Origin of the sequence: Amycolatopsis sp. NPDC051903, assembly GCF_044452505.1 — a bacterium.
GTDB lineage: Bacteria > Actinomycetota > Actinomycetes > Mycobacteriales > Pseudonocardiaceae > Amycolatopsis.
This window is the reverse complement of the sequence record NZ_JBITBT010000063.1, coordinates 17845-30810: the sequence shown is the minus strand read 5'-3', so window position 1 is coordinate 30810 and position 12966 is coordinate 17845. Positions and strand designations below refer to the sequence as shown.

Sequence of the window (12966 nt, the reverse complement as noted above, 5' to 3'; positions counted from 1 at the left end):
GACGTAGCCGGACAGCGCGCACAGGAACTCGTATTCCCGATCCTGATCGCCGGTGAGAATGCGGGTCACGGCGTCGTTCCTCCGTCCGTCCCCCAGCCGGCTCCGACGCCCCCGGGAAAGGCCGCCATCGAGTCCTCCTTCGCCGGTCCGCCTCACCCCCAGCACACCTCGTCGTCGCGGTGCCGCGCTGCGGTCGTACGACCTGGGTCCGGGTGACGAACGGCCTCAGCCGGCCCTGCACCGTCACGAACACCGGACAAGGCCGCGATCGGCCGGCACGCTCCGCCGGGGCGCCCTTCGAGCGCCTGGCCCTTGCGGACAACCGGGTTCAGCGACCCACGGAGACGACCGCTGTTGTGGTCGACCGCGATCTCGACCGGGCGCCGCACGACAGCGGGTGGGCCATCGCCGTGGCCGCCGCCGCACCCTCGGCGCCGCGGCTGTTCGCCGCCGCTGAACTCGGACGCCGGGCGGATCTCCGGGACCGGGTGCGGCCTGGGCGATGCGCCTCACCGCCGGGCGGGAGCGGCTCCCCGCGCGACGACGACGGGGCAGAGCGCGGAGGAGATCAGGTTCTGGCTGGTCGAGCCGAGCGCCAACCCCGCCACCCCACCACGGCCGCGGCTGCCGACGACGAGCAGCTGCGCACGATCCGCGTAGGCGAGCAAGCCTTCCGCCGGCCGTGCCTTCACCACCACGCGCTCGACCTCGACCTCGGGGTACTTCTCGTGCCACCCGGTGAGTCGCTGGGCAAGCAGCTCGCGCTCGTGCGCTTCGATCCGTCGCGTTTCCCCGGTCCGGCCGCCTTCCTCGAACGCGCCCGACAGGAACGCGCCCCGCCGGCAGTGCACCGCGATGAGCGGGGCCCGGCGCCACGACGCCTCCTCGAAGGCGAGAGCGATCGCCTCCTCGCTCGCGGGGATCGCATCGACTCCGACCACCACCGGTCCGCCCGTTGGCGGGGCCTCCTCACCGGCGTGCGGGCGGATGAACGCGACGGGGCACTCGGCGCGCGCGGCGAGCGCGACCGACACGGATCCCAGGAGGATCCGTCCGAGGGGCCGAAGTTCGGGCGTGCCGAGAACCAGAAGACCGGCGTCGGCGGATTCGGCGCACAACGCCACCGCCGGCGGCTCCGGCCGGAACACGACCTTCGCGGCCATCGCCGGCGCGATTTCCGCCGCAGCCTCCTGCGCGCGCTGAAGCACCCGGCGCCCGCGTTCGCGGATGGCCCGCTGGGTGGCGGCATCGAGCGGCCTCGCGTGCGGGATGGCCACCGGCACCTCGTCGACGGCGTACACGAGCCGGAGCCCACGATGGCGCTCCTTCGCCATCCGCACAGCCCATCGCAGCGCCAGGAGCGACCCGTCCGATCCGTCGACGCCGACGACCAGATCGGTGGACAGGCTTGACATGCGACACCCCGCCTTCGTCGCCGTTCCGGGGATTCACACGCTAGCCGTGCGGAATTTCCGCGAGCGAGGGCCGGGCTGCCCACGCACCGGGGACTTTCGTCGACGCGGCCTTCCACCACGAACGCGTGCGGCACCCGTCGGCGCGGGAGCACCCGGCCGCGGAGGTGAACACCACGGTGGACAAGCGCAGCACCCGCGACGCCGACCCGAGCAGCTGCCCGGGATTCGCGAGGCAAGACGAGGACCTTGTGCCCGCCGGTGGGCGACGTTGGCCCATCGAACCGCGGCGAACCAGGCGCGCACGCTGGAGAAGTCCCGAGGATGGGGATGCCGATGAGCGCCGCCGACAACTTTCGCACTGCCGTTGACCGGCATCCGCGCCCTGACGGTGACCGGACCGGGCCGCGGCACCCGGAGCCGACCGGCTTTCCCGCCGTGATCTAACAAAGGATCCCACGATGATGTACTGGTACGGCAACGGCATGAGTGGCTGGGGCATCGCGCTCATGACCATCGGCAACGTGGTGTTCTGGGCGCTGGTCATCGTCGCGATCGTGGCCCTCGTCCGCGTCCTCAGCCGCCGGCCGGTGGCCCACGACCGTGAACAGGCACCCTCGGCCGCCGAACAGCTTCTGGCCGAACGGTTCGCCCGCGGCGAGATCGACGAGCAGACCTACCGGCACGACCTCGGCACGCTGCAGCAGCTCCACCATTCGACACCCGCGCGGTGACCCGAATCCGAGGCGCACGACCCGGCCGTGTCGGCGTTCGGGGATGAGCAAGCGTGCGAGATCCGCGTCCGCGCCACCATGCGGGCTCGTGCCGCCCATCCGCCACGCCCCGGCGGCGAAGCGCGCTGAGACTGGTCTCAGCACGCTTCCGTCATGCTCACCCGGAGGAGGACCGGGCATGGACCGCGACACAGTGCACGAGGCCTGGGAGCGGGACCGGATCGCCTTCCACGCGTTGATCGCCCACGCCACCGAAGAAGACCTCCGCCGGCGATCCCGCGGTACGAAGTGGACCAACCGGCAACTGCTGTTCCACCTGCTGCTCGGCTACCAGGTGGTGCGTGCCCTCCGTCCCCTGGTGCAGGTCGTCGGTCGCCTCCCCCGGCCCGTCGGCCGCGCGTTCGCCCGCGGGCTCAACGCCGCCACCACACCCTTCGACACGATCAACTACCTCGGTTCGTGCGGCGGCGGACTGATCGGCACCCGGCGCATGGGCCGATGGCTCGACCACATCGTCGCCCGGCTGCACCGCAGCCTCGACCGGGCCACCGACGCCGACCTGGCCCGCGGAATGCACTACCCGACCCGATGGGACCCGTTCTTCACCGACTACATGAGCCTCGCCGACATCTACGCCTTCCCCGCCCAGCACTTCGCGTTCCACCAACGCCAGCTCACGCTGAACTCGTAACGTTGACGCCCCAGCTGGACAGGCAGTATGGCCCAGGCGCGCGCCGAGGCGGCGAGTTGCCGGCCGTCACCGCTCCCGCTGCTCCTGTCGTGGCGAGCCGAGCCGGAACTATCTACTATCTACGTACGTAGACAGTAGATGAGGCGCCGGACGTCTGACGCGCGCCCGGTGGAGGAGCCATGCAGTCAGTGTTGCGGGGTATCGCCGTCCTGGCCTGCCCGATCGGGATGTGGCTGATGATGCGTGGCCAGCGCAAGAACCCGTCCGGCGTCAGCAGTGCGGATCAAGTGGCGCAGCTGCGTGCCGAGGTGGAGCGGCTCAAGACTGAGCGAGCGAAGGGCGCGCGGTGATGCCCACCTGGGCCGTCGCTGTCGTTGCGATTGCCGCATTGGCAGTCACCTATTTCTCGTGTGTGCGGCCGATGCTGGGTGATCGCAGGCGGCGCGGCGCACCGGCCGGCAGCCGAGATGTCGATCAGCAGGTCGCCGAGTTGCGCGAGGAGCTGCGCGTCTTGCGCGCTCAGGATGCGCTTGACGGTGACCGGCGCGAACCGGACCTACGATGGTGTGGAGGTGGTAGCCATGACTGATCCGATGCTGCGGGCCTCTGACGCCGATCGGGAACGGGTGGTGTCGCGACTGCGGGAGCAGGTGGGCGAAGGCCGGCTGACGCTGGATGAGTTCTCGGAGCGTTCAGCCGCCGCGTACGCCGCTCGCACGGCGGGCGAGCTCGACGCGCTGACCCGTGACCTTCCCGCCGATGCCCAGTCCGCTGAGGTGGCGCCGATCGTGGTCCCGCGGTGGCTGGTGCCGTTGGCGGTCGCGCTTGTCGTGCTGCTGGTGCTGGGCGCGCTGTCGACCTGGGCGTGGCCGGCGACGGCGGACGCGATGAGCCAGATGATGTCCCAGATGGGCCGCATGTGCGGCTGAGCGCGGCTCGCGCTCAGCCGTGGTCGGGGTAGACGAAGCGGCGGTGGATGAGGTGGGTCTCGTCGGTGAGGGTCTCCTCGCTGATCCGGCCCGCCTCGTCGAGGGTGAGCACGACGGTCGTGGCGGCGGCCGGGTAGCCCAGCGCCAACCGCACCGGCCGGCCGTTCTCGGAGATCCGGGTGGCGATCGGTGCGGTGCCGGCGGCGTAGGGCTCCTGGGCGAGGAAGAAATCCCCGCTCAGCGCCAGCTGCTGCGGCTCGGGCGGGGCGCCGGTCGTGTCGCTGGTGACCGACTCGTACACGCTCAGCTGCGGCACCGCGCGCAGCGCCCGCGCGGCTCGGGCGAGTTCGGCGGCCCCGGAGGCGACCGGCCAGGGCACGAGCAAGCTGACGGTGCCGCCTCGCCAACTCGGCGCTTCCGCGTGCAGGGTCACGACGTCGTCGCCCGGCTTCCACAGGGTATCGGTGACGAAGCAACCGTCGCCGCAGCCGCGGAAATCCAGAGGAACGGCGGGCTGGTGAGCTGCGGCGAGTTGCCCGGAGAGGGTGAAGCTCCGGGTCGTCAGGGCTCCGTAGTAGTCGCCGCGCCGCGGGGTGCTCAGGCGGACGACGAGTTGCCCGTCGCTGGCTTGGACGGCCACGCCGATCTGCCCGGCCAAGGTGCCCAGCGGCACCACCGGCCCGCGCGCGGGTGGTAGGCCGGGTTGTCCGCTGGTAGCGGGTGGCGTGGACACGAGCACGGCGCTGACGCCGAGCACGACGACGAGGGCGATCGCTTCGATGCGGGTGAGGACGCGGACCCGGTCGAGCCGGTCCCTGCGCCGCAAGGCGAGCCGGGCGGTCAGCGCCAACCCTGCCGCAGCGACGACGAGGGCGAGTTTGATCACCAGGATCTGCCCGTAGGGCGTGGTCAGCAACGCGGACAGCGGCACGAGCAGCAGCGCGGTCACGACACCGGTGGCGACGACGAGCGCGAACACCCACGCGGCGAGCCTCAGGTACCCCGCGAGCACCCATCGCACGGCGGCGCGGTGCGCCCGCCATGCGAAGATCGCGCGGCCGACGTGCACCAGGGCACCGACCCAGATCGCGGCCGCCGCCAGGTGCACGCCGGTGAGCAGCGCGCCCCAGCCGGGCGCGGTCACGTTCGCGTGCGAGCGCACGCCCTCCGCGACAACAACCGCGAGCAGCGGTACCGCGGCCACCGGTCGCCACCGTCCACTTCGGACGAGAGATAGTCCGAACGCGACGATCACGCCCGCGGCTTCGGTGACCAGGAGTGGCCCGACACCGCCCTGCCACAAGGTGTTCAGCGTGCTCGTGCCGGTGACGAGCAGGACCGCCAGCCCCGCGGCGCCGACCAGTCCGACGAGCGCGCCGAGTGGCACCCACGTCCGCAGCCGGGGAAGGTGCGGGTTTTCCGCGCGGGCCGTAGTGGTGAACCGCTCCCCGATCACTCCACCCAGCGCCACCGCGAGCCCGGCGAACAGCAGCCACCGCAGGACGGCCTCGCCCCACGAGGTCGACTGGGCACCGGTGGTGCCGGCGCCGGTGACCGCGGTGCCGACGGCGAAGCGGAACTCTTCCTCGACCTGGTCGCCGTCGGACCCGGTGACCTGCCACCGCACCCGGTACGTGCCTGGCGGCAACGTCCCGGCCGGTTTGGCGGTGACAACGTGGTTGTCCCGAACGGTCGTCGTCGCGCCCAGCGGGATCGTGCGGCTGTCGCTGTCGAGCAGGGTGAGCGCGTTCGGGCCGGCGGTGACCGCCTCGTTGAACACCAACGTGATCACCGGCGGTGTGCCGGGCACCGCAGTGTCGGTCGCCGGGTCGGTGAACAGCAAGGTCGGGTGAGCGCTGGCCGGTACCGCGCTCGCCAGGACCGCGCCGAAGGTCAGAAGCAGCAGGACAAGCGCGCGGCCGAGCGTGCGCCGCATCGACGTGGTGGTCATGCGTTGTGCTGGACGTGCTTGGTCAGGGTGCGGCGGAGCTTGCGTTCGGACAGCCGCCCGAAGGAGAACGGCTCGCCGTCCACGAGCACGCCGGGTGCGAACAGGACACCGGCCCGCGCGGCCAGCCGCTGACCGTCTTCTGTGGACAGGTAGATCTCGGTGACTTGCAACGGAAAGTCCTGTGCCAATCGCTCCAGGACTTGTTTGGCGTGGTCGCAGAAACCGCAGTCGTCCTGGGTGAGCAGCGTGATCTCCACCGGTCCGGTCGGTGTCGATGGTTCGCCAGCGAGCTCGTTCACGGTTTCCGTTCCTGGGCCAGGTCGGCGAGGATCTTCTGCGTCGGAAGGAACATCGTGTAGTCCGGCGCGCCGCCGTAGTCGGCGCGCCAGCGGATCGTCCCGTCCGCACCGACGAGCAGGAAGCTGTGACCATCGCGCATGTCACCCATCATCCCGTGGGAATTGGCCCCGTAGGCACGGGACACCTGCAGGCTTGGGTCCGACAGCACCGGGGTGGACAGCTTTTCGTCGGTCATCTTCTGAGCGATCAAGTTCACCGGGTCGGTCGTGATCGACACGATCGCGTCGATCCCCGCGCGCTTGAGAGCCTGCTGGTTCTGTTCGAGGTCTTTGATCTGGTCCCAGCACGGCTGGCAGGACAAGCCCTCCTGGAAGTACAGCAACACGTTCTTGCCGCGAAAATCAGCCAGACTGACTTGACCGCCCCGGCTGGAGGCGAGCGTGAACGCCGGAGCTACCGCCCCGGTGCCGGGCTGGCCGGCCACGTGCTGGAAACCGCTGCCACCGCTCGTCGCGGCGCTGGTCTGCTTGCCCTGCGAACCCTGGTAAACCAAGTAGAGCGCAATGACCGCCAGAGCAACCGCGAGCACACCGACGATGATCCACACCGATCGGCGACCCGGCTCACGCACCTTACGCAGGGAACGCGCAGCCCGCTGGCGCTCGCGAGTCCGGATCTGGCGGGCGCGTTGGCTCTCGGGAGAGTGCTTGGTGGTCTTAGTGCTGCTCTTGCTCACGTCGGTTCTCCTCGACGGCGTCGATGGTGGCGGGGGTCGGGACGGCGCGCTGATCGGTGCAGCAGCCTGGCGGCGGATCCGCGATTCTTGCCCTCGTCTTTCGCCGGTTCAGTGCTCGGCGCAGCAGCAGGGCGAACCCGGCGACCAGAATCGCGAGCAGAACCCAACCCGGGATCCAGGACAAGGCCCTCAGGACGATGCTGGAGATGTGCTGCAGCCACGCGCTCAGTTCGGTTTGCCAGCCGCCGCTGGGCATGCCGGGTCCGGTGAACGCGAGTACTACGGCAAGGACTCCCATAACGATCATCAACGCTCCGCTGACCACGCTGCCGAGGGCCATCCGCCACTGGCGGCGCCCCAGCCGCACCTGGACCGTTCGGTCGGTCAGCACGCGCGTGGCGCGTTCCCTCCGGGTGTCCCACAGCAGGGCGACCAACGCCAAGGGCGCGACCATCCCGGCCACGTAAGCGGCGCCGATGGCCAGGGCCGCCGGGAAGGACGCGGCAGCACCGGAAAGCACCGCCACCCCCGCCAGGACCGGAGCACAGCAGGCACTGGCCGCCCCGGAGAACGCACCCAGCACGTACGCAGACCCGTAGCTGCCTTCCCGGGCCGCGCGGGCGCCGGGCATCGGGAGGTTCGGCTTCCAGCCGGCCAGCACCGCGACCCCGCCGATGATCATCAGCAGGCCGCCGATCGAGAAGATCCACAGGTGCCCGTCGACCAGGAGCCGACTCAAGGCCGTGCCACCCAGTCCGATCGGGAGGATCACCGTCGCGACCCCCGCGCCGAACACCAACGTCGCCGTGAGCACGCCGCCGCGGTGCCGGAACCCGGTCGCCAGGTAGGCGGGCAGCATCACCGACACACAGCACGGCGCCAGCAGGGCGACCACGCCGCCGAGGAACGAGGCCAGCAGCGTGGTGCCCACCAGCAGCTCACCCACGGCACCACTCCAGGGGCAGGTTCCGCATCGCTCCTCCTCGGCTCCGGGCTACTATCTACGGTCTACGTACGTAGATAGTAGTTGAGCGGTGTGAGGTTCCCGTTCCACCACCCCGGCTCGGCCGCGACCTGCAGAGACGGGCTGATTCGGGGATCGACGTAGTCTGTGGGTGACGATCGGTGTCAACCGGGAGGTGGCGTGCGCAGGTTCGGCGACTTGGAGGCGGTGGTGATGGACCGCGTGTGGGACCGCGCCGAGGACACCGAGGGCACCACCATGACGGTGCGCGAGGTGTTCGAGGACCTGCGCGAGAGTCGCGAGATCGCCTACACCACAGTCCTGTCGACCATGGACAACCTGCACCGCAAGGGCTGGCTGTCGCGCAAACGCCAGGGCAAGGCGTTCCTGTACTGGCCCAGCCTGACCCGCGAGCAGTACAGCGCCCGGCTGATGCGCGACGCACTGGACGGCGGAGGGAACCCGGACCTGGTGCTCGGCCATTTCCTGGAGCAGATGAGCGCCGAGGAATCCGCCACGCTGCGCAGCGCGCTGCGGCGGCTGGCGACCGAGGACGAGGCGGCCGGATGAGCGTCGCAGCCTGCCTGGTGTTCTACAGCTTCGCCGTGGCGGTGCTCGCCCCGCGGCTGCTGGTACGGCTCGCCCACACCGGGATTGCTCCACGGCTCGGGGTGGCCGCGTGGCTGGCCGCGATCGGCATCGTCGTCGGCTCGTGGGCGACCGCGGCGGCGTTCCTGGCCGCCGAACTGGTTCGAGACTGGGCTCAGCCCCGTCAGACGGTCCTGAGCACCTGCATCGCACAACTGCGCGCGGTGGCCGCCGGTCGCTACGGCACAGCAGTCCAAATCGGACTGCTCGTGCTGGCCGGGTTCGCCGCGCTCGGCGTGGCGGTCCTGCTGGGCAGGTTGGGGCGATCGCTGCTGCGGGCGCGAGCGAGCACCCACGAGCACGCGCGGATGGCGCGCCTGGCCGGGGCACACGACGCAGCGCTGGGCGCGGTGGTGCTCGACGTGCCGGAGCGAGCGGCCTACTGCGTGGCCGGCCGCCCGCACACCATCGTGGTCACCCGGGGTGCGCTCGCCGCGCTGGACGATCGTCATCTGGACGCGGTACTGGCCCACGAACGCGCACACTTGAGCGGACGCCACCACCTGCTGCTCGCGCTCACGCGCGGGCTGGCCGCCATCCTGCCCAGGATCGAGCTCTTCACCAGCGGGTCGGCCGAGGTCGCCCGCCTGCTGGAGATGTGCGCCGACGACGCCGCGGCCCGCGCCCACGGTCGGCGCACGGTGCTGCAGGCCCTGGTGGCACTCGCCGGGGCGGCCCCGGTGCCCGCCGGAGCGCTGGGGGCCAGCGGGGTCGGCGTGCTGGCCCGCGCCGAACGCCTCGCCGCACCCGCGGACCTCTCACGCCGGGTGCGGGTGCGGCTCCTGCTGGGCGCCACCGCGGCCGTGGTCACGGCCGGGCCGGTGTTGGCGGGCGGACTGGCCGCGGCTGGGCTCGCCCTGTGCGGGCCGATGGCCGGCTGAACTCGTCACCGTGGCAGGCGGGCGCGGCCGAGGATGTGCGCGTGCGGCGGCACGAACCGCAGCGGCGCGTAGTAGACGCGATCCAGCGACTGGAGGTCGAAACCGGCGGCCCTGATGGCCGCGGCGGTGTCCCGGTTGAGGTGACAACCGCCGCCTGCTCGTGACCACACCGGCGTCAGCGCGTCCTGCAGCAGCCCGAACGCCGGGTTGGCCGAGCGCACGTGCTCGAAGAACCGCAATTCCCCACCCGGCCGTAGTACCCGGCGGATCTCCGCGAGCGCGGCGGGCACGTCGGCGACGGAGCACAGCACCAGCGAGGTCACCGCGGCGTCGAACGTGCCGTCCTCGGCAGGCAGGGCGCCCGCGTGCCCGGCCACCACCCGGATCGGCACGGATACCGTGGTGGCGGCCTGTTCCGCCAGCGCGCGCAGCCGATCCTCGGGCTCCACCGCGACCACCTCGGTGACCTTCTCCGGGTAGTGCGTGAAATTCAGGCCGTTGCCCGCGCCCACCTCGATCACCCGGCCGGCCAGCCCCGCCAACGTCGCATCCCGGCGCTCTGCTGTGCCGCGCTGCTCGGACTCGGCACTGATCCGCTCGTACATCCGCGCGAACCGCGGATGCTGGAACACCGACAGATCCGCCATCACCACACCCCTTCGCCGACCCGACCGTAGCCCCGGACAACCCGCTCAGCATCATCTACTAACCTACGCAGTAGATACGTAGAAAGCGATCGAGGGAGTCGTGGATGTGGAGCACGCGCTGGTCAAGCCTCGCTCTCGCCGTGGCTGGGCTGCTGACGCTGACCGCGTGCAGCGCGGGCAAGGACGCCGTCGTAACCGGCGGTACGTTCGAGTTCGTCTCCCCGGGCGGCAGAACGCAGATCTTCTACGATCCGCCCGCAACCCGTGGCACGGCGCCGGACCTGGCCGGGGAGGGTCTGCAGGAGCCCGGCACCCGACTGCGCCTGTCGGACTACCCCGGCAAGGTCGTCGTGATCAACATCTGGGGTGCCTGGTGCGGCCCGTGCCGCGCCGAGACGCCGCAACTGGAGACGGTGTTCGAGCAAACCCACGCCTCCGGAGTCCAATTCCTCGGGATCGACGTGCGCGACGACCGGGCGGCCGCACAGGACTTCGTGCGCGACCGGCACGTCACCTACCCGTCGATCTTCGATTCCTCCGGCCGAACGCTGCTGGCTCTGAACGGCTACCCCCGCAACGTCGTGCCCTCCACCATCGTGCTCGACCGCCGGCACCGGGTCGCCGCGATCTTCCTCACCGCGCTGATCGCCTCCGACCTGCTGCCCGTGGTGCGGCGACTCGCCGCCGAACCGACCAGCCCGCAAGGGAAGTCCTCGTGAACCTGACCGACCTGGCCGTCTCGGGACCGCTGCTACTGGCCGCGCTGCTCGCGATCGCCGCCGGCGCGGTGTCCTTCGCCTCTCCGTGCTGCCTGCCGCTGGTGCCCGGCTACCTCGCCTACCTCGCCGGCCTGGTCGGCGCCGAACCCCCGCCCGTCACCACCGGCGACACCGCGCGCCCGGCGGGCCGCTGGCGCGTCGCCGGAGCAGCCTTGCTGTTCGTCGTCGGCTTCACCGTCGTCTTCACCGCCGCCACCATGGCGGTCCTGGGTGTATCGGACGCCCTGTTCGCCAACGAAGAACTCCTGCAACGCCTCGGCGGCGTGCTGACCATCGCCATGGGATTGGTGTTCCTCGGCATGTTCCCCTTGCTGCAGCGCGGCGTGAAACTGCGGCACACCCCCCGCGACGGGTTGTGGGGTGCGCCGCTGCTTGGCGCCGTGTACGGCCTGGGCTGGACCCCCTGCCTCGGTCCCACCCTGGCCGGGGTGATCGCATTGGCCAGCGGTACTGAAGTCGGCCCCACCACCTGGCGCGGCCTGCTGCTGATCACCGCGTACTGCCTCGGCCTCGGGCTGCCCTTCATCGCGCTCGCCCTCGGCGCCCGCTGGGCCGTCCACGCCACGAGCTGGATCCGTCACCACATCCGCCGCGTCCAGCAGGTCGGCGGGGTACTGCTCATCACGATCGGCGTCGCGCTGGTCACCGGCCTGTGGGGCGAGGTGATCGCGTGGCTGCGCGGCCCGATTTCCGGCTTCACCGTCCCGCTCTGACCCGCTCCTGATGACCTCGAAACAGAGAAATGCCATGGCAGCCAGGAAAACCGCCAACGCAAGCGACCCGAACGGGCCCCACAGAAATCTGGCGCGCAGGCGCTGGGCACCGCACCCTGGGGCGAGGTGATCGCGTCGCCGCGGGCTCCCATCTCCGGGTTCACCGCCTGCTGTGACCACGACGGCGTGGCTCCGCAGGCCGGCCGACGTCGCCGCGATTACGGTGACCCAGGCGGCTGACCGCACGGACACGAGGAGACGGTGATGGTGGCAGCGATCGGGCACGCGTTGGCGTTCGCCGGGTCGATGACCTGGGAAATCCTGTGGGCCCTGATCCTGGGCTTCCTGCTGTCCGCCGTGGTGCAGGCCGTGGTGCGCAAGTCCACCATCGTGCGGCTGATGGGCGACGACCGGCCGCGCACGCTCACCGTGGCCTCGCTCCTCGGCGCCGCGTCCTCCTCGTGTTCCTACGCGGCGGTGGCGCTGGCGCGGTCTCTGTTCCGCAAAGGGGCGAACTTCACCGCCGCGATGGCGTTCGAGATCGGCTCCACCAACCTCGTCGTCGAGCTCGGCATCATCCTGGCCTTGTTGCTGGGCTGGCAGTTCACCGCCGCGGAGTTCATCGGCGGCCCGATCATGATCGTCCTGCTGGCCGTGCTGTTCCGGATCTTCGTGCGCCGCAAGCTGATCGACGACGCCCGTGACCAAGCCGAGCGCGGCATCGCCGGCTCCATGGAAGGCCACGCTGCGATGGACATGTCCGTCACCGGCGACCGCCCCTTCTGGCAACGGCTGTTCTCCCCGCCCGGCTTCACCTCGGTGTCGCACGTGTTCGTCATGGAGTGGGCCGCGATCCTGCGCGACCTCGTCGTCGGACTGCTCATCGCCGGCGCCATCGGTGCCTGGGTACCCGACTCGTTCTGGCAGGCCTTCTTCTTCACCGACCACCCGGTGGTCTCCGCGCTGTGGGGGCCGATCGTCGGGCCGCTCGTCGCGATCCTGTCCTTCGTTTGCTCGATCGGCAACGTCCCGCTCGCGGCCGTGCTGTGGAACGGCGGGATCAGCTTCGGCGGCGTCGTGGCCTTCATTTTCGCCGACCTGCTGATCCTGCCGATCCTCAACATCTACCGGAAGTACTACGGCACCCGGATGGCCCTCGCGCTGCTCGGCACGTGCTACCTGGCCATGGTCGGCGCCGGATACCTGGTCGAACTCCTCTTCGCCGCCACCGGCCTGACCCCGACCCAGCGCACGGCCGCGGTCACCCCCGAGGGCATCACCTGGAACTACACCACGTGGCTCAACATCGCCTTCCTCCTGCTCGCCGCCGTTCTGCTGATCCGTTTCTTCCGCACCGGCGGCCGCGCCATGCTCCACGTGATGGGCGGCGCCCCGGACGCCATGTCCGACCACAGTGGACACGAACGCGACGGCAACGAACCACAAGACCCCCGGTCATGAACGAAATTCCCCGCCCGGTGCGACGAGTAACGGGTTGGACGTTTCCGAATCCCCGGTAACCGAGCGCGGCAGCGGTACCCAGCCAAGCGCTCCACGGATGGTGCTCTGAAAGTTCACGGC

15 protein-coding genes are annotated in these 12966 nt (G+C 70.6%); 9 read left to right on the top strand and 6 right to left on the bottom strand.

The window, feature by feature from the left end:
• Positions 1 to 509 precede the first annotated feature (509 nt).
• A complete protein-coding gene (locus tag ACIA77_RS50550) occupies positions 510 to 1415 on the bottom strand; it encodes a universal stress protein (RefSeq protein ID WP_395893395.1) in 906 nt (301 codons plus the stop codon).
• Between the two features lie 458 nt (positions 1416 to 1873).
• Between ACIA77_RS50550 and ACIA77_RS50545 the strand changes: the two genes are divergently transcribed.
• The 4 genes from ACIA77_RS50545 to ACIA77_RS50530 all read left to right on the top strand — a co-directional run bounded on the left by ACIA77_RS50545 (position 1874) and on the right by ACIA77_RS50530 (position 3766).
• Entirely contained in the window at positions 1874 to 2146 is a 273-nt protein-coding gene (locus tag ACIA77_RS50545) for an SHOCT domain-containing protein (RefSeq protein ID WP_395893394.1), read from the top strand.
• Positions 2147 to 2324: 178 nt separating this feature from the next.
• Positions 2325 to 2837, top strand: coding sequence for a DinB family protein (locus tag ACIA77_RS50540; RefSeq protein ID WP_395893393.1), 513 nt, complete (start codon positions 2325 to 2327; stop codon positions 2835 to 2837).
• A 179-nt stretch (positions 2838 to 3016) separates the two neighbouring features.
• Complete coding sequence (locus ACIA77_RS50535) at positions 3017 to 3187, top strand: hypothetical protein (protein ID WP_395893392.1); 171 nt, start codon at positions 3017 to 3019, stop codon at positions 3185 to 3187.
• 186 nt (positions 3188 to 3373) lie between these two features.
• A complete protein-coding gene (locus ACIA77_RS50530; protein WP_395893398.1) occupies positions 3374 to 3766 on the top strand; it encodes a DUF1707 domain-containing protein in 393 nt (130 codons plus the stop codon).
• Positions 3767 to 3779: 13 nt separating this feature from the next.
• Here ACIA77_RS50530 and ACIA77_RS50525 read toward each other — a convergent pair whose 3' ends face one another.
• The 4 genes from ACIA77_RS50525 to ACIA77_RS50510 are packed head-to-tail and all read right to left on the bottom strand — an operon-like array spanning position 3780 to position 7699.
• The gene (locus tag ACIA77_RS50525; RefSeq protein WP_395893391.1) at positions 3780 to 5717 is read right to left on the bottom strand and encodes a copper resistance protein CopC; all 1938 of its coding nucleotides are present in this window, start codon (positions 5715 to 5717) and stop codon (positions 3780 to 3782) included.
• On the bottom strand, positions 5714 to 6016 hold the full coding sequence (locus tag ACIA77_RS50520) for a glutaredoxin family protein (protein ID WP_395893390.1): 303 nt from the start codon (positions 6014 to 6016) through the stop codon (positions 5714 to 5716). Before ACIA77_RS50520 ends, ACIA77_RS50525 begins: the two co-directional genes overlap by 4 nt.
• Entirely contained in the window at positions 6013 to 6753 is a 741-nt protein-coding gene (locus tag ACIA77_RS50515; RefSeq protein ID WP_395893389.1) for a peroxiredoxin family protein, read from the bottom strand. Before ACIA77_RS50515 ends, ACIA77_RS50520 begins: the two co-directional genes overlap by 4 nt.
• A complete protein-coding gene (locus ACIA77_RS50510; RefSeq protein WP_395893388.1) occupies positions 6734 to 7699 on the bottom strand; it encodes a cytochrome c biogenesis CcdA family protein in 966 nt (321 codons plus the stop codon). Before ACIA77_RS50510 ends, ACIA77_RS50515 begins: the two co-directional genes overlap by 20 nt.
• Before the next feature lie 198 nt (positions 7700 to 7897).
• On the opposite strand from ACIA77_RS50510, the gene ACIA77_RS50505 reads away from it, so the two are divergent.
• Together ACIA77_RS50505 and ACIA77_RS50500 are read left to right on the top strand one after the other, a co-directional pair.
• Positions 7898 to 8287: a BlaI/MecI/CopY family transcriptional regulator gene (locus ACIA77_RS50505; RefSeq protein WP_395893387.1), complete on the top strand. Its 390-nt coding sequence runs from the start codon at positions 7898 to 7900 to the stop codon at positions 8285 to 8287.
• Positions 8284 to 9246 (top strand): M56 family metallopeptidase, encoded by a 963-nt coding sequence (locus ACIA77_RS50500; protein WP_395893386.1) that lies wholly within the window; start codon positions 8284 to 8286, stop codon positions 9244 to 9246. The genes ACIA77_RS50505 and ACIA77_RS50500 overlap by 4 nt, the downstream gene beginning before the upstream one ends.
• 5 nt (positions 9247 to 9251) lie before the next feature.
• Here ACIA77_RS50500 and ACIA77_RS50495 read toward each other — a convergent pair whose 3' ends face one another.
• On the bottom strand, positions 9252 to 9893 hold the full coding sequence (locus ACIA77_RS50495; protein WP_395893385.1) for a class I SAM-dependent methyltransferase: 642 nt from the start codon (positions 9891 to 9893) through the stop codon (positions 9252 to 9254).
• Between the two features lie 104 nt (positions 9894 to 9997).
• Here ACIA77_RS50495 and ACIA77_RS50490 point away from each other — a divergent pair, with 104 nt between their 5' ends.
• The 3 genes from ACIA77_RS50490 (at position 9998) to ACIA77_RS50480 (ending at position 12846) form a co-directional block, all read left to right on the top strand.
• Positions 9998 to 10612: a TlpA family protein disulfide reductase gene (locus ACIA77_RS50490; protein WP_395893384.1), complete on the top strand. Its 615-nt coding sequence runs from the start codon at positions 9998 to 10000 to the stop codon at positions 10610 to 10612.
• Positions 10609 to 11385: a cytochrome c biogenesis CcdA family protein gene (locus ACIA77_RS50485; protein ID WP_395893383.1), complete on the top strand. Its 777-nt coding sequence runs from the start codon at positions 10609 to 10611 to the stop codon at positions 11383 to 11385. The genes ACIA77_RS50490 and ACIA77_RS50485 overlap by 4 nt, the downstream gene beginning before the upstream one ends.
• 264 nt (positions 11386 to 11649) lie before the next feature.
• Positions 11650 to 12846 carry a permease gene (locus tag ACIA77_RS50480; RefSeq protein WP_395893382.1) on the top strand — a complete coding sequence of 399 codons (1197 nt, stop codon included), beginning with the start codon at positions 11650 to 11652 and terminating at the stop codon, positions 12844 to 12846.
• The last annotated feature ends 120 nt before the right edge of the window (positions 12847 to 12966 follow it).